This is a genomic window from Bradyrhizobium sp. dw_78 (assembly GCF_018449525.1).
GTDB lineage: Bacteria > Pseudomonadota > Alphaproteobacteria > Rhizobiales > Xanthobacteraceae > Bradyrhizobium.
This window is the reverse complement of sequence record NZ_JAAVUS010000012.1, coordinates 94,857-113,390: the sequence shown is the minus strand read 5'-3', so window position 1 is coordinate 113,390 and position 18,534 is coordinate 94,857. Positions and strand designations below refer to the sequence as shown.

Here is an 18,534-nt window from a genome sequence, read left to right as displayed (position 1 = left end):
CCTCAGCCTTGATGCGCCTGAACCCGACCGCGTGTTGAACGATACGGATGCACCGAATCTCGAAAACCGTTGACCAAGTTATAAACGGTTCTGCCCGGAATGCTGTTACCCTGCGGGCACACCTGCCGGAAAACGACCCTAACAAGAGTTTTGCACCGGCAGCGTTGCGTTAAATATAACGCTTTGTAATTACATGAGAATTTATTGGAATCTCACACATCCAATAAGTCGTCGCGGGCGAACTCCGCCTTGTCCGAAATGAAGGCAAACCGCGCCTCCGCCTTGGTGCCCATCAGCCGCTCGACCGAATCGGCGGTGCCCTCCCGGTCATCGGCCAACAGCACCACGCGCAGCATCGCGCGTTTGGCCGGGTCCATGGTGGTTTCCTTCAATTGCGCCGGCATCATTTCGCCGAGGCCTTTGAATCGACCGACATCGACCTTGGCATTGGCGTTGAATTCGCTCTTCAGGAGCGCGTCCTTGTGGGAGTCGTCGCGGGCATAAACGGTCTTGCTGCCGTGGGTGAGGCGATAGAGCGGCGGCACCGCGAGATAAAGGTGGCCCTCATCGATCAGCCGCGGGGTCTGCCGATAGAAGAATGTGATCAGCAGCGAAGCGATATGGGCGCCATCCACGTCGGCGTCGGTCATGATGATGATGCGCGAATAGCGCAGATCCTCTTCGCGGTAATGCGGACCGATGCCGCAGCCGATCGCCTGCATGAGATCCGACAACTGGGCGTTGGCGGTCAGCTTGTCCTTGCCGGCGGAGGCGACGTTGAGGATCTTGCCGCGCAACGGCAACACCGCCTGCGTCTTGCGGTCACGCGCCTGTTTGGCGCTGCCGCCGGCGCTGTCGCCCTCGACGATGAAGAGCTCCGAGCCCTCGGTCGCGGTGTTGGTGCAGTCGGCGAGCTTGCCCGGCAGACGCAGTTTCTTGACCGCGGTCTTGCGCGAGGTTTCCTTTTCGGCGCGGCGGCGCAGCCGTTCGTCGGCGCGTTCGACCACGAAATCGAGCAGCCTGCTGGCCTGTACCGGATTACCCGACAACCAATGATCGAACGGATCCTTGATCGCCTGCTCGACGATGCGCTGGGCTTCGGCGGTGGCGAGGCGATCCTTGGTCTGGCCCTGGAATTCCGGTTCGCGCACGAACACCGAAAGCATGACGCCGGCGCCCACCATGACGTCTTCCGAGGTGACGCTGGCGGCGCGCTTGCCCTGTCCGACTCGCTCGGCATGATCCTTCAAGCCGCGTAGCAGCGCGCTGCGCATGCCCGATTCATGGGTGCCGCCGTCCGGCGTCGGCACCGTGTTGCAATAGGAGGAGAGGAAGCCGTCGGCATCCGCCGTCCATGCCACCGCCCATTCGCAGCCGCCATGGGCGCCGTTGCGGCCGGACTTGCCGGAGAAGATGTCGGGATGCACCAGCGTATCGGCATGGACCGCGGCGGCGAGATAATCCTTCAAGCCGCCCGCGAAATGGAAGGTGTCCTCGGCGGGCACATCCTCGATGCCCTTCAGGAGTTCCGGAGCGCAATGCCAGCGGATTTCGACGCCGCCGAACAGATAGGCCTTGGAGCGGGCCATCTTGAATAGCCGCTGCGGCTTGAACGTGGCCTTGGCGCCGAAGATGTCGGTGTCGGGCTTGAAACGGATCCGGGTGCCGCGGCGGTTGTTGACCTTGCCGAGGTCTTCGAGCTTCCCCTTCGGGTGTCCGCGCTCGAAGCTCATCCGATAGAGCTTCTGGCTGCGCGCGACTTCGACCTCTAATCGCGAGGAGAGGGCGTTCACCACCGACACGCCTACGCCGTGCAGGCCGCCGGAGGTCTCATAGACCTTGGAGTCGAATTTGCCGCCGGAATGCAGCGTACACATGATGACTTCGAGTGCGGACTTCTTCGGAAATTTCGGATGCGGGTCGATCGGAATGCCGCGGCCGTTGTCGCTGACGGTCAGGAATCCGTCGGCGTCCAGTTCGACCTCGATGAACGAAGCGTGGCCTGCCAGCGCCTCATCCATCGAATTGTCGATGACCTCGGCGAACAAATGATGCAGCGCCTTTTCGTCGGTGCCGCCGATATACATGCCGGGACGCCGGCGCACCGGCTCCAGGCCCTCGAGCACCTCGATGTCGGCGGCGGTATAGGCGGCCTCGGCGTTCGAAGGCTTCGGGGCGGCTTTCGCGGCCGTCCTGGCCTTCGGTTCGGCGGCTCCGAAAAGATCGCTTGCGGATTTTGTTTTAGTTGCTGGTTTCAATGATTTAGACATGGCTCTTCATGTGGAGGCGCGCGTATCGCACGCGACGAATCGTTGCTCGGACTATGCCATGGATAGGCTTAAAAAGTGACCGCGGGGGCTGGGCGTCGGTTGCCCCATCCTGGCTGATTGGACAGATAAGATGCCGGTCCACGGCCTGCGAGGTGCGAAACATGATCGCCGCAACGCCCGGTAACAGGGAGCGGCGCTCATGGCAACACGCCTCGGACAGGTTCGGGGCAGGCCTGCGCCGGCTCCTGGCGTGCCCGCTTTGTGACTTGATGTCATGGAAGCGGGCAGCTTACCTGTCCTTAATCAAGGATCCCCCAAGAAGGGTCCAAAGAGAGGTCCGAACGGACAAACCGAGGCGGGAAGGCATTTCGGCAAATGGAAGATATTGCGCGCGCGCTCGCCGATTTCGTGCGTGATCATTCGGCCTGGGCCGCTCCGATCGTGCTGCTGCTGGCGTTCGGTGAATCGCTCGCCTTCATTTCGCTGCTGATCCCGGCCTGGGGAGCGCTGGTGGCGATCGGCGCGCTGATCGGCGCCAGCGGCATCAGCTTCTGGCCGGTCTGGATCGCCGGCGGGCTCGGCGCCGCGCTCGGCGATTGGCTCTCCTACTGGTTCGGCTTCACATACAAGGAACGGGTCGCGCGGATGTGGCCGCTGTCGCGATACCCGGAAATCCTGCCGCGTGGCGAAGCCTTTGTCAGAAACTGGGGCGTGCCGAGCATCTTCATCGGGCGATTTTTCGGTCCGTTGCGCGCCTCCGTGCCGCTCGCCGCCGGGATATTCGAAATGCCCTATTGGCCGTTTCAAATCGCCAACTTCGTATCCGCGCTGGTCTGGTCGGCGGCGCTTTTGGTATTCGGCGACGTGATCGCGAAAATCGCCGAATGGCTATGGCGCGTGTTCTGACGCCGGTTTCGGAGTAAGCCGAACCGGGCGGGCAGGGTGTTGATGCCCCGGCGGTTTCGGCTTGACGCAAAACGGGCGCGGTCCTATAGCCGCGCTCATGATCAACGCTGCGACCATTCTGATCGTTCGCCGCCGCCGTACCTTCGCGGTACGGGCGGACGTCTGCGTTTAAGACATCTGCCCCTGCCGCCGGATCATCCCGCGGCTTTTTCGTCCCAAAAAATCACGCGGTTCGGTCTGGCGGCTCCTCAATCCAGCAGGAGTTCCCGGATGTACACGCCCCCTTCGTTCAAGGCCGACCGCGCCGCAAGCCTTGGCTTTGCGGAAGAGCGCGGATTTGGCACGGTCTGCGCCTGGGACGGGGTCAAGCCCATCGCGTCCGCGCTGCCGTTTTATCTGAGCTATGCCGATAACGGTGCCCCGCTGGCGGCGTTTCATGTTGCCCGTCATAATCCGTTGGTAAAGCTTGCCGGCGGGGACTCGCCCTGGCTATTGGCCGCCACCGGGGCGGATGCCTATGTCTCGCCTGACTGGTATGTGTCGCCGGATCAGGTGCCGACCTGGCTTTATCAGGCCGTGCATTTGACAGGACCGGTACGGCGGTTGTCGGATGATGAACTCGGCGTACAGGTCGACAGGCTCAGTGCCAAATTCGAGGACCGGCTGTTGCCGAAGAGGCCCTGGACTTCAGGGAAGATGACGCCGGGACGGCTGGATGCCATGAAGAAGGCGATCGTGGGACTGGTGATGACCGTCGAAGAGGTCGAAGGCAGCTTCAAACTCAATCAGCACAAGTCCGAGGCCGATTACGCCGCTGTCGCAGCTGAACTCGGTGCCCAGCCGAATGCGGGCGCGCAACGGATTGCGGATTTGATGCGGGAAACGCTGCCACAGGCCTTTGCAGGCGAAACCAACAGGTTCGAAAGGAACGTCCCATGACCTTCGCCGATATCAGTAACTCTCCGGCCACCGGCGCCTCCGCGAAAGCCAGCGTGTTTGTCGACGGCGCGTCCGGCACCACGGGCCTCGGTATTCGCGAGCGCCTCAGCCTGCAGAGCGGTGTCGTGGAAAAGAGCATCGCGGAAGAAAAGCGCAAGGACGCGGGAGCCAAGCGCGCGCTGATGGAGGAGGTGGATCTCGTGATCCTCTGCCTGCCGGACGATGCCGCGAAAGAGACCGTCGCTCTGATCGACAGCATGGGGGCTTCGGCCCCCAAGATTCTCGATGCGTCGACGGCATTTCGCGTTGCCAGCGACTGGGCCTATGGCTTTCCCGAACTCGCGCCGGATCAGGCTGACAAGATCCGGGCGGCGCGGAAGGTCTCGAATCCCGGCTGCTATCCGACCGGCGCGATTGCGCTGCTCCGACCGCTCGTCGATGCCGGTCTCCTGCCTGCGGACTATCCCGTCACCGTCAATGCGGTCAGCGGCTATTCGGGCGGCGGCAAGTCGATGATCGCAAGCTTCGAGAACGGCACAGCGCCGGCCTTCGAGCTCTATGGCCTCGGCTTCGAGCACAAGCATGTGCCGGAGATGCAACTCTATTCGCGGCTGGCGCATCGGCCCATCTTCGTGCCGTCGGTCGGCAATTACCGGCAGGGCATGCTGGTTTCCGTGCCCCTGCAGCTCGATACGCTTCCCGGTAAGCCCGGCGGAGCCGACCTCCACGCGGCGCTGGCGAAGCGCTATGCCGGAAGCCGCTACGTTTCGGTGATGCCGCTCGATAACGAAGCGGCGAAGAGTGGGCGGATCGAGCCCGAGGCGCTCAACGAGACCAACAGGCTCGAACTCTATGTGTTTGCCAGCGACAAACACCGTCAGGCGGTTCTCGTCGCCCGTCTCGACAATCTCGGCAAAGGCGCCTCGGGCGCGGCGGTGCAAAACATGCGGCTGATGCTGGGACTCGCGGACGCGTAGGGTCCAACGGTCCGCATTTCCTGTTGAGATGTCATTCCGGGGCGCGACGAAGTCGCGAACCCGAAATCCAGAGGCGATGGCGGGAGATTCCGGATTCGATGCTGCGCATCGCCCCGGAATGACGGCAGAGTGTCTGATTTCTCAAGCCAGCCCGAAAATCGCCAGCGCCAGCACGGCCTGCGCCAGGAATCCGACCACGAAGGCCAGCGTGCGGAACACCGGCAGGCCGAGCGTATAGACGATCAGATGCGCGACGCGGGACCAGAAATAGACCGCGCAGGCGAGCACGGTCCATTTGCTGGAATAGTCGATCGCGTTGAGGATCAGGACCAGCGGCGCGAAGATGATCAGATTCTCGACCGCGTTGTCATGCGCGAACATCAGGCGGGTGGCCCAGTCGGCCAGCGGTTTGTCGCCACGCGCGGGATTGGCCATCGCGCCGCCAAGGCCGCGCACCTGACAGCGGTTGAGCACGTAAGGGATCCAAAGCAGTCCCGTGAAGATGACCGTCAGTGTCAGCCAGAACAATTCGCGCGTCATAGACACTTCCCCCTCAGTTCGATTTCAAATCCCGTCCGGGCGGGACGCGTCGATTATATTCGAAGGTGGCTCGTGACGCTACGCGCGAACCCGGACATAGCTGCCGGGCGCATCTTCGATCGGAGGCAGCGCTTCTGTCCCGACCGCGCGCGCGGGCACTTCCTCCGGATCGATGCCGCCGAGCCATTCGCGCCAGTCGGGCCACCACGAGCCCTTGTGTTCCTCGGCGCCCTTGATCCAGTCGGCGAGCGTGATGTCCTTGATCCTGTCGTTGGTCCAGAACTGGTATTTGTTCGCCGCCGGCGGATTGATCACGCCGGCGATGTGCCCGGATCCCGACATCACGTATTTCACCGGTCCGCCGAAGAATTGCGAGCCGTAGAGCACCGATTCCGCCGGCGCGATATGGTCCTCGCGGGTCGCCAGATTGTAGACCGGCACCTTCACCTTCGACAGATCGAGCAGGGTATTGTCGAGCACCATGCTGCCGGTGGAAAGCCGGTTCTCCAGATAGCAGTTGCGCAGGTAATAAGAATGATTGGCCGCTGGCATCCGCGTCGCGTCCGAATTCCAGTGCAACAGGTCGAACGACGAGGGCGGCTGTCCCTTCAGATAGTTGCTGACGACATAGGACCAGATCAGATCGTTCGAGCGCAGCATGTTGAAGGCCATCGCCATCTTGCTGCCTTCGAGCACGCCCGAGGCCTGCATGTCGCGTTCCAGCGCCGAAATCTGGTCTTCGTCGACGAACACCAGGAGATCTCCGGCATGGCTGAAATCGACCTGCGCCGCCAGCAACGTCGCCGACGTCACCTTGACGCGGCGGTTCTCGGCGAGCCAGGCCAGGGTCGCCGCAAGCAGCGTGCCGCCGACGCAATAGCCCATGGTGTGGACTTTCATTTCGCCGGTGGCCTGCTCGATCGCATCCATCGCCGCCAGCGGGCCTTCCTTCATGTAATCGTCGAAGGTCTTCGCCCCGAGCCGCTTGTCCGGATTGACCCAGGAAATCACGAACACCGTGATGCCCTGATCGACGCACCATTTGATGAAGGATTTTTCCGGCCTGAGATCGAGAATGTAGTATTTGTTGATCCACGGCGGCACGATCAGGAGCGGTGTACGCAGCACGTTTTCCGTCGTCGGTTCGTACTGGATGAGCTGCATCAGATCGTTCTGGAAGATCACCTTGCCCGGCGTGGTCGCCATGTTGACGCCGACCGACAGCGCATCCGGATCGGATTGCCGGATCCGCAACGTGCCGTGGCCGGCTTCGACGTCTTCGGCGAGCATCTTCATGCCGCGGACCAGATTGTCGCCGTTGGAGGCCAGCGTCTCGCGCAACACTTCCGGATTGGTGAGCACGAAGTTCGATGGCGCCAGCGCATTGGCGATCTGCTGGACGTAGAACTCGGCCTTCTGGCGGGTGTGCGGATCGAGGCCTTCGGCGTTATGCACCAGGTCCTGCGCCCACTGCGTCGTCAGCAGATAGAGTTGCAGCAGGAAATCGAAAAACTGGTTCGATTTCCATTCGGGATCCTTGAAGCGCCGATCGCGCGGCGAGGGCTCGGCCGCCGGCTCAGCCGGTTCGCCAACAAGACGCCGCGCCGACGAGGCCCACAGATCGAGATAGGCTTTGCCCATCTTCATCTGCACCTCGGTCGCCCGCGTTTTGTCCGACATCCAGTATTCCGCGACGGCGGTGAAGGTCTTGACGAGTTCGCTGAGTTCGCTCGGCGGCTTGTCCTTGGGCTCGCCGTTTTCGCGCGGCTTCAGGTAGGCGGCGAGCGCCTGGCCGCTGCTCTCCATCGCCCGGGCAAGGTTCAGTGCGAACGCTTCGGGGTCGAATTTTTTCGTGGGCTCGGTTTGGGTGGTGACGTCGCTCATGTCGGCAACACTACAGGTTCATTCGAAGTTCGTCACCGCGGTCGATCGCCGACGGCAAAGCGGATGTTAATCTTTGTGCCGGACGTGTTGCACTGCGACAAAGAATCTTGGTTCCGTCATATTGAGGCCTCAACGGCTCAGTCTATAGTTCAGGCCTTAATCGTTTCCGACGACAGTCGTTTAGGTTGCGGTCGGCCGCTGATGAAATATGTGTCAGTTGGCTGCAAAGTCATGCGCGTAGGGCGAAGGTAGGCGGCGGAGACGCATGTCGGTAAATCGGAACACGAGGGTGTTGATCTGGGGCGCGCTGCTGCTGTCGGCGCTTGCGCTCGGCGGCTGTGCGACGTCGATCGCCGATCTGCCCCTGGTCGGGACGCCGGCCGGCGCGCCGGGGCGTTCGAAGGAGCCGGGGGCTTACCTGCCGGTGGAAGATTTGCCTCCCGATCGGGACCAGGCGGCGATCGCGCCGGATGAGCAGGCTAAGATCAAGAAGGAACTGCTCGCGGCCAGAGATCGTCAGGCATCGACCACCAAGGAGCAGGGTCAAGGCCAAAACGAGAGCCAGAATCAGGGGCCGGCCTCGAAGTAATCCGAAGCTGCACTGGCATAACCGGGTATCCGTGGTAAAAGAATCCAGTTCAACCGCAAATCGGGGCGAAGACACCAATTTCGCGCCTTTATTCACGTTAAGTCTCTGATCTAGCGTGAATTTCTGGACGAAAGCGCATTCCGATTCGTTGCCAAATTTGTGATTGCGCCCTTACCGGTTGCCGGAGCCAGGAGCCATGGAAGAGTTTTACCGCATACGCCGTCTGCCGCCTTACGTGTTCGAACAGGTCAACCGCGCCAAGGCGGCCGCGCGCAATGCTGGCGCCGATATCATCGATCTCGGCATGGGCAATCCGGATATGTCGACGCCGCAGCATGTCATCGAAAAGCTGAAGGAAACGCTGGGTAAGCCCAGGACCGACCGCTATTCCGCCTCGCGCGGCATCACCGGCCTGCGCAAGGCTCAGGCGGGCTATTACGCCAGGCGTTTCGGCGTCAGGCTCAACCCCGAAACCCAGATCGTCGCCACGCTGGGCTCCAAGGAAGGTTTTGCCAATGTCGCGCAAGCGATCACGGCGCCGGGCGACGTGGTGTTGTGCCCCAACCCGAGCTATCCGATTCATGCCTTCGGATTCCTGATGGCCGGCGGCGTGATCCGCTCTGTGCCGTCGGACCCGACGCCGCAGTTCTTCGAGGCGGTCGAGCGCGCGATCATCCATTCGATCCCGAAGCCGATCGCGATCGTCGTTTGCTATCCGTCCAATCCGACCGCCAATGTCGCCGACCTCGATTTCTACCGGGACCTGGTGGCGTTCGCGAAGAAGCACGAGATCTTCATTCTCTCCGACCTCGCCTACGCGGAAGTCTATTTCGACGACAACAATCCGCCGCCGTCGGTCTTGCAGGTTCCCGGCGCGATCGACGTGACCGTGGAATTCACCTCGATGTCCAAGACCTATTCGATGGCGGGCTGGCGCATGGGATTTGCCGTCGGCAACGAGCGCATCATCGCGGCGCTGGCGCGGGTCAAATCCTATCTCGACTATGGCGCGTTCACGCCGATACAGGTGGCCGCGACCGCGGCGCTCAACGGTCCAGACGATTGCATCCGCGAGATGCGCGACACCTACCGCAAACGCCGTGACGTTCTGGTGGAATCGTTCGGGCGTGCGGGGTGGGAAATTCCGCCGCCTTCCGCCTCGATGTTCGCCTGGGCGCCGCTGCCCGAAGCGTTCCGCGAGGTCGGCAGCATGCAGTTCGCGACCCTGCTGGTCGAGAAATCCGGGGTGGCGGTATCGCCGGGCGTCGGCTTCGGCGAGCACGGCGAGGGCTATGTCCGCATTGCCATGGTGGAAAACGAGCAACGCATCCGCCAGGCCGCGCGCGGGGTGCGCCGCTTCCTTGAAAGCGGCATTGAAACGTTGCACAACGTGGTTCCTCTCGCCAACCGGCGCTAGGCCTGATCGCGGTTTTCGCCACCCGATCGGGACTGGTCACAATCTCTCCGGCAGGTTTTTCTCGTTATGGTCGCACCCCTGAACGTGGGTATTGCGGGGCTCGGCACGGTTGGATCCGAAGTCGTCCGCCTCATCGAGCAGCAGGGCCGGATCCTGTCGGCGCGCACCGGGCGTGACATCCGCGTGGTCGGCGTCACTGCGCGCTCCAAGGCAAAAAAACGCGGGATCGATTTACGCGGTATCAGTTGGGCGCGGGATCCGCTGGAACTGGCGAATGATGCCAGGATCGACTGCTTCGTCGAATTGATGGGCGGCGCGGGTGAGCCTGCACTGTCGGCGATCGAGGCCGCGCTGAAATCCGGCAAATCCGTGGTGACCGCCAACAAGGCGCTGATCGCCAAGCATGGGCTGCGGCTGGCGAAACTGGCCGAGCTGCATGGCGGTGCGCTGAACTTCGAGGCCGCGGTCGGCGCCGCCATTCCCGTCATCAAGACCTTGCGCGAGGGCCTCGCCGGCACCTCCGTGCAGCGGGTCTACGGCATCCTCAACGGCACCTGCAATTACATCCTGACCCGGATGGAGCAGGAGCGGTTGTCGTTCGCCGAATGCCTGAAGGATGCCCAGCGCCTCGGTTATGCCGAGGCCAATCCGTCGTTCGACGTCGACGGCCATGACACGGCGCAGAAGCTGGCGATCCTGGCTAGCCTGGCGTTCGGCACCGAGATTGCCGAGAAGGCAGTGTATGTCGAGGGGATTTCCTCGATCGCGCCGGAGGACCTTCGCGCCGCGGAGGAACTCGGCTACCGCGTCAAGCTTCTTGGTGTGGCGGTAAAAACGGCCAAGGGCATCGAACAGCGCGTGCATCCGACCATGGTGCCGAAATCATCCTCGATCGCGCAGGTCATGGGCGTCACCAACGCCGTGACCATCGACGGCGAGGGGATCGCTCCGATCACGCTGGTCGGGCCCGGCGCGGGCGGGGCCGCGACGGCGTCGGCCGTCGTCGCCGATATCGCCGACGTCGCGCGCGGCATCCGCGCCAAGCCGTTCGGGCGGCCGGTGGCGCAGTTGCGTGCGACCAGCAAGGCGCCGATGGAGCGCCATGAAGGTGGCTATTATATCCGCCTGATGGCGCGGGATCTGGCAGGCACCGCTGCGACCATCGCGACCCGGCTTGCGGAACAGAAGATTTCCATTGAATCGATTGTGCAGCGCCATGCAAACGGCGTTGACACGGCCGCCCTGAACGGAAAATCCTCTCCGGTGCCGGTCATTTTGATTACCTATGCGACCAGCGAGGATGCCGTCTATCGCGCGTTGCAGGCGGTGCAGCGCGACAAGGTGATCAGCGGCCGGCCGCAGGTGATACGGATTGAGAAGAACTAGCGCGTGGTCCTCCGGACGATGCGTTGAAGCTTAAGATGTGCAGGCCGAACGATCGGCTGTCAGGTTTCGAGGGAGTAAACCGATGTCGACCCATATTTCTGTTCCGCCGCAATTGCTGCTCGAGCGCATTCTCACCCTTGAGATCGTGCGTGTGACCGAACGTGCCGCGGTGTCGGCGGCGCGGCTGCGCGGCCACGGCAACGAGAAAGCGGCCGACCAGGCCGCGGTCGACGCGATGCGCCGCGAACTCAACAAGCTGCCGATCGAGGGCACGGTGGTCATCGGCGAGGGCGAGCGCGACGAGGCGCCGATGCTGTTCATCGGCGAGAAGGTCGGTATCAATGCCGGCCCGAAGGTCGATATCGCGGTCGATCCGCTCGAGGGCACCACGCTGTGCGCCAAGAACATGCCGGGTTCGATCGCGACCATGGCGATGGCCGATGGCGGCACGCTGCTGCACGCGCCCGACGTCTACATGCAGAAGATCGCGGTCGGCCCCGGCTATGCCAAGGGCGTGGTCGAACTCGACGCCTCGCCGGCCGATAACGTCAGGCGGCTGGCCAAGGCCAAGGGCGTTGACGCTTCGGCCATCACGGTGCTGGTTCTGGATCGCCCGCGCCACGCCGACATCATTCAGGGGGTGCGCAGCACCGGCGCCGCGGTGCAGCTGATCACCGATGGCGACGTCGCCGGCGTCATTCACACCGCAACCCCCGACGACACCGGCGTCGACATGTATATCGGCACCGGCGGTGCGCCGGAAGGCGTGCTGGCTGCGGCGGCGCTGCGCTGCATCGGCGGCCAGATGCAATGCCGCCTCATCCTCGACACCGAGGAAAAACGCGAGCGCGCCGCCAAGATGGGCGTCAACGATCCGAAGATGATCTACGGCATTGAGGATATGGCGAAGGGCGATTGCCTTTTTGCCGCGACCGGCGTCACCACCGGTTCGCTGCTGTCGGGCGTCAAGTTCCGCAAAGACGGCGTGATCCAGACCGAGACGGTGGTGATGCGCTCGGTCACCGGCACGGTGCGCTACATCAAGGCCGAACACCGGCAGGTCGAGAAGTTTCATCTGGATTAAATCTCGGTGTCATTCCGGGGCGACGCGTGAGCGTCGAACCCGGAATGACGACGGCGGGGGAGGAGCGCACATGTCCGACATTTCAGGAGTCAAAGCCCTGGTGTTCGACGTCTTCGGCACCGTCGTCGACTGGCGCACCAGCCTGATCGCGGATTTCACCAAATGGGGTGAACAACGCGGCATCAGAGCGGACTGGACGGCGCTGGTGGATGGCTGGCGCGCGGTCTATGCCGCTTCGATGGATGAGGTGCGAAAGCACCCCGAGCGCGGTTACGTAATCCTCGACGTGCTGCATCGCCGATCGCTGGAAAAGCTGGTCGCGCAGCATTCGATTACCGGCCTGAACGATGCCGATCTGCATTACCTCACCATGGGATGGCATCGGCTGCATCCGTGGCCGGACAGCGTCGCCGGCCTGACGCGGCTGAAGCAGAAATTCATCATCAGCCCGCTGTCGAACGGCAATGTAGCGCTGCTGACCGAGATGGCGAAATTCGCCAGCCTGCCGTGGGATCTCATCATGTCGGCCGAACTGTTCGAGCATTACAAGCCCGATCCCAAAGCCTATCTCGGGGCGGCGCGCCTGCTTTGCCTGTCGCCCGGACAGGTGATGATGGTGGCCGCGCATAACCACGACCTGAAAGCGGCGCAGAATTTCGGATTGAAGACCGCCTTCGTCGCGCGTCCGACCGAATATGGCCCGCTGCAAAAACGCGATTTCGAAGCCGAAGGCGACTGGGACATCGTCGTCGGGGATTTCGGCGGGATCGCAGACCGGTTGGGCTGCTAATACCTCACATACCGTAGCTCGGGTTATTACGCCGCGCAGACGATCATGCCGAACCAGCCAAGCCCCTTATAGGTCTCGTAGCCGGGCGTGCCGTGGAACGCGATCAGCGCGCCGGACCGGTCATGGTAGAAGCCGCTGCGCCGGCCATCCTGTGTCAGCGGCACACGCTCGGTGAGCAGGCCATGACCGTCGGAGGCGGCGATCACCCGGAAATTCGAATCGACCAGCAATACCCGTGCCTTGTCGGCGGCGCCGACGCGCACGCCCTGAACGATGGCGCGGGCCTGCGGCTCCCAGTCGAAATGGATCGCCAGCACGCCGATCGGTTTGCCATTGGCCTTGCCGCCGGCGCGGACGCTCGCGCAATAGGTCGCGACCTGAGCGTTGCCGAGCAGTGGCTGGCTCTCGATATCGCCGGCGACGTAGTCGTCTCCCGAACGCAGGCTGAGAGCCTCGCGAAACCACTTTGTGCTGGCGACGTTTTGCCCGATCACCTTGAAGCGGTCCGAGCGGCCGCTGGCCAGGACCTTGCCGTCGAGATCGCAAAGCCAGAGATCGAGATAGACGGTATAAGCACCGAGGATCACCGCCAGCCGCTCCGACGCATGCGACACGGCCGCGGCTTCCGGCGCGGCGGCGCAGTCGACCACGGCGGAATCGGTCGCCCACCAGCGCACGTCGCAGGTTCGCTCATAGAGATTACGGTCGATCAGTTCGATGGCGTTCAACGACAGATCGACCATGCGCTCGCCGCGCGCGCGCTCGGTCATCCGTTCGATCGAATTCATGAGATTGCCGGTGCGCCCGGTCAACTGGGTCTCCAGCTCGCGCGCGATGGTTTCGACCTGCTGGCCGACATTTCTCACCTCCTGCGCGACCACGGCAAAGCCCGCGCCCTGAGCGCCGGCGCGTGAACTTTCGATCAGTGCGTTCAGCGCCAGCATCTTCATCTGGTTGGTGATGCTCTGGATCGATTTGGTCTTCTCGCAGGCGATCTGGTTGACCTCGGCGGTCAGGCGCCCGATCAGCGCGGAAATATCGGATTCGTCTTCGACGCCTGCCGGATTGGCCGGCTGGTTCACGATCGACATCGTCGGACGCGAGGTACGATCGAGCGCGGTGGACATGGACGGACTTCCTTTGCGTTGCGGCGCCTGACATGCCCAATGCGAGAGTCGTCAGAAGCACGCAACTGATGAGTTCCCTTGTCGCTGATTTATTCTAACGTCGGTTTAATTTCCGCCGGGCAGGATGTTTTCGGCTTCGCTAAAGCTGCATCTTGTTTTTGCAGTCAGCCGCTTTTTTCAGCGCAGTGGTGCGGGTGTTTCCGACGTCAAATTAAGCAGCGAGATATTCAAAGGATTATCAGCCAGATTACGATGATTCGGGGGATGGCGGGTATAAGTCCGGTGTGGTGCCGCGCGAATCATTGAACTGCGGACCGGTTTGCCTATCTGCTCTCGGGCATCATGACGCTTTCCGCATCCGCATTGCCCGTTGAAGCGCCGCAGGCTTTTCTCGGCGTCGGGCGTTCTGCGATCGGAAAGCTGTGGCGCGACCGGCTCGATGCGCGCGGGGCGGCGCGCGCGCTGGCGATCGCGCAGCGTTATCAATTGCCGGAAATGCTGGCGCGGGTGCTGGCGGGGCGCGACGTCGAGGTCGACGCGGTCGAGGATTTTCTCGATCCGACCATCCGCAAATTGATGCCCGACCCCTTTACCGTGACGCAGATGGAAACCGCCGCCAAGCGCATTGCGGATGCGGCCGTGCGGCACGAAAAGGTTGCGATCTTCGGCGACTATGATGTCGATGGCGCGACCTCGGCCGCCCTGCTGGCCTGGCACCTGCGCCATTGCGGGCTCGATCCGCTGATTCACATTCCCGATCGGATTTTCGAAGGTTACGGGCCCAACACCGAGGCGGTGAAGGCGCTCGCAGCCAAGGGGGCGACGCTGCTGGTCACCGTCGATTGCGGCACCACCAGCCACGAACCGCTCAAGGAGGCGCGGCGGCTTGGCATGTCGGTGGTGGTGATCGACCACCACCAGTCCGGCGACGAACTGCCCGAGGTCGATGCGCTGGTGAATCCGAATCGGCCCGACGACCTGTCAGGCCTCGGTCATCTCGCCGCCGTCGGCCTCGTGCTGGTCACGCTGGTCGCGGTCAACCGGGAGCTGCGCGGCCGCGGCTTTTGGACCGCCGAAAGGCCGGAGCCGGATTTGCTCGGCATGCTGCATCACGTGGCGCTCGGCACCGTCGCTGATGTAGCGCCGTTGATCGGGCTCAATCGCGCCTTTGTCGCCAAGGGGCTGATCGCGATGCGCCGCCGCGACCATGTCGGCCATACCGCGCTGATGGACGTGGCGCGGCTGAATGGCCCGCCCGAGGCCTGGCATCTCGGCTTCATGCTGGGGCCGCGCATCAACGCCGGCGGCCGGATCGGGCGCGCCGATCTCGGGGTTCGTCTGCTGCTGGAAGGCGATATTTCCGAGGCGGCGCGGATCGCCGCCGAACTCGATCGCCTGAACAGCGAGCGCCGGATCATCGAACAGGCGGCCGAGGCGCAGGCCGAAGCCGAGGCGCTCGCCTCGCTCGGTCTTGAGGACAAGGGCGCGGTCATCGTCACGGCGTCGGAGGGCTGGCATCCCGGCGTCGTCGGTCTGGTCGCCTCGCGGCTGAAGGAGAAGTTTGCGCGCCCCGCGTTTGCGATCGCGCTGGAGCCGGGCGGCATCGGCACCGGATCCGGCCGTTCGATTTCCGGCGTCGATCTCGGCAAGGCGGTACGCAATGCGGTGAAAGCGGGCCTGCTGATGAAAGGCGGCGGCCATGCCATGGCCGCTGGGGTCACGCTGCGCAAGGAACGATTGTCGGAATTCCGCGCCTTCATGGAGAGTGCGCTGGCGGCGGACGTCGCCAATTCCCGGCATGAGAACGAGTTCTTCATCGACGGCGCCGTCAGCGCGCGCGCCGTGACGCCTGAATTCGTCGCGACTCTCAATCGCGCCGGTCCGTTCGGCAGCGCCAATCCCGAGCCCGTGATCGCGCTGCCGGCGCATCAACTGGTCTATGCCGACGAAGTGGGTCAGGCGCATCTGCGGGTGCGGTTCAAATCCGGCGACGGCGCGATGGTCAACGGCATCGCTTTCCGCGCGATCGGACAAAAGCTCGGCAACGCGCTTGTCGAAAATCGCGGGCAGCCATTGCATGTGGCGGGATCGCTCGCGGTCGATCGCTGGCAAGGCAACGAGCGCGTGCAGTTGCGCGTGCTCGACGTGGCGGTGCCGGACCGCGGGCCAGCGGTGATCAGGTAGTCCCCACATCGAATCCGGCTATGGTTAGCCGGGTCTGCATTTCCTGCACGTCGCCTATCGATAGACGCCACCGGCGCGGCCCAAAACGCTCCACGCGGCGGCGTAAAAATCAATTCCCACCGCCTTCCAACGGATCGGGACGGACGGCATCTTCGGGCGATATATGCGCGACCGCGGGCGATGCCGCGATTTCAGGTCCGACCTCATGGCCGCGGCCGCGGATCATGCGCTCATAGGCCGAGATCAGGGTGACATAGGGATTGACCCAGATCCAGCCGTCGCGCGTGAACACCTGCACGTCGAAGTGAAGGTGGCGCGTGGTGCCGTTGGGATGATCGAGATAATTCGAGACGACGCCGATCCGTTCGCCTTCCGCGACACGGCGTCCGTTCAGGACGCCATCGGAATCCATGTCGAACGGGTTCATATGCATGTAGCGGAAGCGGATGTGCTCGTTGGCGGTGTCGATCTGCAACGTCGCCGCCTGCTGTTTCGGTGAGCGGATCACGACGCCGTCGCGCACGGCGAGGACCGGCTGCTGCCTGGGATCGCAAGGTTCACCGGCCCCGATCTGCGCCGGGCACCGCGAAGGGCGGATGTCCTCGCCCTGATGACCGAAACCGCCGGGGCATTGCCCGACCGCAAAGCTGCGGGCCTCGCAAAAATTATCGCGCCAGGGATATCCGCCGGAGGGAAGATCGGCCTTGTTACGCTTGCCGAACGATTGCGAGCGGACAAAGGCCGGCGCCCTGTCCAGCGGAAACCGGATTTGCGAATAGACGATGAAGTCAGCGCGTCCGCTTTGTTTGTGGACGCCGCTGTTGGCGATGATGTCGCCGGGGGCGCGATAGGTGAAGTCAGGTGCCGACATCGCCGGACGCTCGGCGATCTCGGACTGGATATCCGTTCGCAGGCGCGAGGGCTGGCCGCCGGCGACGCGGAGCGCCTTCAGGAAGCGTTCGGCGACGGGATAGGCCTCGCGGCAGGCCAGCCGACGCTCGCGGGGCGCGCTGTCGAGACATTGGATCGACACCACATAGGGGACGCCGAACCGCGTGAAAGCATATCGGACATAACCTTCACGGATAAAGCGGCGCAGATCGGGAAACTGCGCGGTCAGTGATCTGACCGGTTCGCCCTTGCCGCTGACGGCGTCGCTGATGTCGTAGATCAGGATCGAGCCGGTGATCTGCACCTCGATGGGTTTGACGAATATCCGTTGCGGCATTCCGTCGCCGGCACCCGGTTCGAGCGAAAACACCGCGTCATAGCCGGATTGGCCGGCGTCGAAGACATCGACCGGGCGGAAATCGGCCTGATAGCGCGACACCGGCAGGTCGTCCGGCGCGCCGTGCGACCGGGCGTCGAGAAACGCCGCGGTATCGAACGGCAGCAGCACAGGAATCGGACTCTGCGCGATTCCCGGAAAAAACGGTGCGGTCACCGCGTTCAGTTGTACCAGCGCCGGCGTCGAGCGCGGATCGGAGGCCGGAAGGCGGCGTTGCGCGGCGAAGGTGAAGGCCTGCGCGACCGAAGGGCGGGTACTGATCTCGGACCGGAGCCGGTCGAGAACGGCGCGCCATTCGACATGAATGGCGGAAATCGACGGCGTTTTGAATTCGTCGGCGAACGGCGCGGACCACCCGCCGGCGGCTATCAGCAGCAGGAATGACAACGCCGATGCAAGGAGCCGGGCAGGGGGGCGGCAGACAGCTTTGTTTCTCAACCGCCGCCCAAGCATGTCCGGAAATGCCTAATCCTTTGCGCGCTCGACGTAGGAGCCGTCTTCGGTCATGATCACGATCCGTGTGCCGGTGCTGATATGCGGGGGGACGGCCGTGCGCACGCCGTTGGACAGCACAGCAGGCTTGTAGGAGGACGAGGCGGTCTGGCCCTTGGTGACGGGCTCGGTTTCCACGACTTCGAGCGTCGCCCGCTGCGGCAACTGGATGGCGACCGGAATCATGTCGTGAAGCGAAAGCTTCACGGTCATGTTTTCCTGCAAATACGGCGCGGCGGTGCCGACAATATCCTTGGGCACCTGGACCTGATCATAGGTTTCGGTGTTCATGAAATGGAAGCCGTCGCCGTCCTCGTACAGATAGTTGAAATTGTGGTCCTCGATGGTCGCCTTCTCGACCTGGTCGGTGGTCTTGTAGCGCTCGGAAATCTTTACCCCGTCGCTGATTCGGCGCATTTCGATCTGGCTGACCGGGGTTCCCTTGCCGGGATGGATGTTCTCGGCAGTCAGAACCACGTAAAGCTTGCCATCTTGCTCGATGACGTTGCCCTTGCGAATAGAACTGGCGATGACTCTCAAAGCTGTTTTTCCTGAATTTCTGGCCTCCGGCTGGCCCAGCCAGGAGAATCCTGCGGCCACCGGGGCGGTTTCGGGCTGCAACATACTGATTTTGCCACCCGACGCCAGCGGTTTACGGGCC

Annotated in this window: 15 protein-coding genes; 9 read left to right on the top strand and 6 right to left on the bottom strand. The window is 63.1% G+C overall.

Annotated features, from left to right (window positions below; all coding sequences use genetic code 11):
- Window positions 1–212: 212 nt before the first annotated feature.
- On the bottom strand, window positions 213–2,270 hold the full coding sequence (gene parE / locus HB630_RS25465) for a DNA topoisomerase IV subunit B (RefSeq protein WP_213775463.1): 2,058 nt from the start codon (window positions 2,268–2,270) through the stop codon (window positions 213–215).
- Window positions 2,271–2,645: 375 nt separating this feature from the next.
- Between parE and HB630_RS25460 the strand changes: the two genes are divergently transcribed.
- From HB630_RS25460 to argC, 3 genes are all read left to right on the top strand, one after another.
- Window positions 2,646–3,176, top strand: a complete 531-nt coding sequence (locus HB630_RS25460) for a DedA family protein (RefSeq protein ID WP_213775462.1) — start codon at window positions 2,646–2,648, stop codon at window positions 3,174–3,176.
- Window positions 3,177–3,446: 270 nt separating this feature from the next.
- Window positions 3,447–4,115 carry an FMN-binding negative transcriptional regulator gene (locus tag HB630_RS25455; protein ID WP_213775461.1) on the top strand — a complete coding sequence of 223 codons (669 nt, stop codon included), beginning with the start codon at window positions 3,447–3,449 and terminating at the stop codon, window positions 4,113–4,115.
- On the top strand, window positions 4,112–5,092 hold the full coding sequence (gene argC, locus HB630_RS25450) for an N-acetyl-gamma-glutamyl-phosphate reductase (RefSeq protein WP_213775460.1): 981 nt from the start codon (window positions 4,112–4,114) through the stop codon (window positions 5,090–5,092). Before HB630_RS25455 ends, argC begins: the two co-directional genes overlap by 4 nt.
- Window positions 5,093–5,233: 141 nt before the next feature.
- Here the strand turns inward: argC and HB630_RS25445 are convergent, their stop codons facing one another.
- Together HB630_RS25445 and phaC are read right to left on the bottom strand one after the other, a co-directional pair.
- Entirely contained in the window at window positions 5,234–5,632 is a 399-nt protein-coding gene (locus tag HB630_RS25445) for an MAPEG family protein (RefSeq protein ID WP_213775459.1), read from the bottom strand.
- Window positions 5,633–5,710: 78 nt separating this feature from the next.
- Window positions 5,711–7,516 (bottom strand): class I poly(R)-hydroxyalkanoic acid synthase, encoded by a 1,806-nt coding sequence (gene phaC / locus HB630_RS25440; RefSeq protein WP_213775458.1) that lies wholly within the window; start codon window positions 7,514–7,516, stop codon window positions 5,711–5,713.
- Between the two features lie 265 nt (window positions 7,517–7,781).
- Here phaC and HB630_RS25435 point away from each other — a divergent pair, with 265 nt between their 5' ends.
- The 5 genes from HB630_RS25435 (at window position 7,782) to HB630_RS25415 (ending at window position 12,782) form a co-directional block, all read left to right on the top strand.
- Window positions 7,782–8,105, top strand: a complete 324-nt coding sequence (locus tag HB630_RS25435; RefSeq protein ID WP_213775457.1) for a hypothetical protein — start codon at window positions 7,782–7,784, stop codon at window positions 8,103–8,105.
- 196 nt (window positions 8,106–8,301) lie between these two features.
- Window positions 8,302–9,522 (top strand): LL-diaminopimelate aminotransferase, encoded by a 1,221-nt coding sequence (locus HB630_RS25430; RefSeq protein WP_213775456.1) that lies wholly within the window; start codon window positions 8,302–8,304, stop codon window positions 9,520–9,522.
- Between the two features lie 66 nt (window positions 9,523–9,588).
- Window positions 9,589–10,908, top strand: coding sequence for a homoserine dehydrogenase (locus HB630_RS25425; RefSeq protein ID WP_213775455.1), 1,320 nt, complete (start codon window positions 9,589–9,591; stop codon window positions 10,906–10,908).
- Between the two features lie 82 nt (window positions 10,909–10,990).
- Window positions 10,991–11,992 carry a class II fructose-bisphosphatase gene (gene glpX, locus HB630_RS25420; protein WP_213775454.1) on the top strand — a complete coding sequence of 334 codons (1,002 nt, stop codon included), beginning with the start codon at window positions 10,991–10,993 and terminating at the stop codon, window positions 11,990–11,992.
- 70 nt (window positions 11,993–12,062) lie between these two features.
- The gene (locus HB630_RS25415; protein WP_213775453.1) at window positions 12,063–12,782 is read left to right on the top strand and encodes a haloacid dehalogenase type II; all 720 of its coding nucleotides are present in this window, start codon (window positions 12,063–12,065) and stop codon (window positions 12,780–12,782) included.
- A gap of 26 nt (window positions 12,783–12,808) precedes the next feature.
- On the opposite strand, the gene HB630_RS25410 is transcribed toward HB630_RS25415, so the two are convergent.
- Window positions 12,809–13,909, bottom strand: coding sequence for a methyl-accepting chemotaxis protein (locus HB630_RS25410; protein ID WP_213775452.1), 1,101 nt, complete (start codon window positions 13,907–13,909; stop codon window positions 12,809–12,811).
- A 342-nt stretch (window positions 13,910–14,251) separates the two neighbouring features.
- Between HB630_RS25410 and recJ the strand changes: the two genes are divergently transcribed.
- Entirely contained in the window at window positions 14,252–16,093 is a 1,842-nt protein-coding gene (gene recJ, locus HB630_RS25405) for a single-stranded-DNA-specific exonuclease RecJ (protein WP_213775451.1), read from the top strand.
- 109 nt (window positions 16,094–16,202) lie between these two features.
- Here the strand turns inward: recJ and HB630_RS25400 are convergent, their stop codons facing one another.
- Entirely contained in the window at window positions 16,203–17,834 is a 1,632-nt protein-coding gene (locus HB630_RS25400) for a M23 family metallopeptidase (protein WP_213775450.1), read from the bottom strand.
- Window positions 17,835–17,846: 12 nt separating this feature from the next.
- Window positions 17,847–18,413: an elongation factor P gene (gene efp / locus HB630_RS25395; RefSeq protein WP_213775449.1), complete on the bottom strand. Its 567-nt coding sequence runs from the start codon at window positions 18,411–18,413 to the stop codon at window positions 17,847–17,849.
- Between the last annotated feature and the right edge of the window lie 121 nt (window positions 18,414–18,534).

Bases quoted from the DNA above. Each gene is read 5' to 3' on its own strand.
- parE (WP_213775463.1), bottom strand. From the start codon at position 2,270: ATGTCTAAATCATTGAAACCAGCAACTAAAACAAAATCCGCAAGCGAT.
- HB630_RS25460 (WP_213775462.1), top strand. From the start codon at position 2,646: ATGGAAGATATTGCGCGCGCGCTCGCCGATTTCGTGCGTGATCATTCG.
- HB630_RS25455 (WP_213775461.1), top strand. From the start codon at position 3,447: ATGTACACGCCCCCTTCGTTCAAGGCCGACCGCGCCGCAAGCCTTGGC.
- argC (WP_213775460.1), top strand. From the start codon at position 4,112: ATGACCTTCGCCGATATCAGTAACTCTCCGGCCACCGGCGCCTCCGCG.
- HB630_RS25445 (WP_213775459.1), bottom strand. From the start codon at position 5,632: ATGACGCGCGAATTGTTCTGGCTGACACTGACGGTCATCTTCACGGGA.
- phaC (WP_213775458.1), bottom strand. From the start codon at position 7,516: ATGAGCGACGTCACCACCCAAACCGAGCCCACGAAAAAATTCGACCCC.
- HB630_RS25435 (WP_213775457.1), top strand. From the start codon at position 7,782: ATGTCGGTAAATCGGAACACGAGGGTGTTGATCTGGGGCGCGCTGCTG.
- HB630_RS25430 (WP_213775456.1), top strand. From the start codon at position 8,302: ATGGAAGAGTTTTACCGCATACGCCGTCTGCCGCCTTACGTGTTCGAA.
- HB630_RS25425 (WP_213775455.1), top strand. From the start codon at position 9,589: ATGGTCGCACCCCTGAACGTGGGTATTGCGGGGCTCGGCACGGTTGGA.
- glpX (WP_213775454.1), top strand. From the start codon at position 10,991: ATGTCGACCCATATTTCTGTTCCGCCGCAATTGCTGCTCGAGCGCATT.
- HB630_RS25415 (WP_213775453.1), top strand. From the start codon at position 12,063: ATGTCCGACATTTCAGGAGTCAAAGCCCTGGTGTTCGACGTCTTCGGC.
- HB630_RS25410 (WP_213775452.1), bottom strand. From the start codon at position 13,909: ATGTCCACCGCGCTCGATCGTACCTCGCGTCCGACGATGTCGATCGTG.
- recJ (WP_213775451.1), top strand. From the start codon at position 14,252: ATGACGCTTTCCGCATCCGCATTGCCCGTTGAAGCGCCGCAGGCTTTT.
- HB630_RS25400 (WP_213775450.1), bottom strand. From the start codon at position 17,834: ATGCTTGGGCGGCGGTTGAGAAACAAAGCTGTCTGCCGCCCCCCTGCC.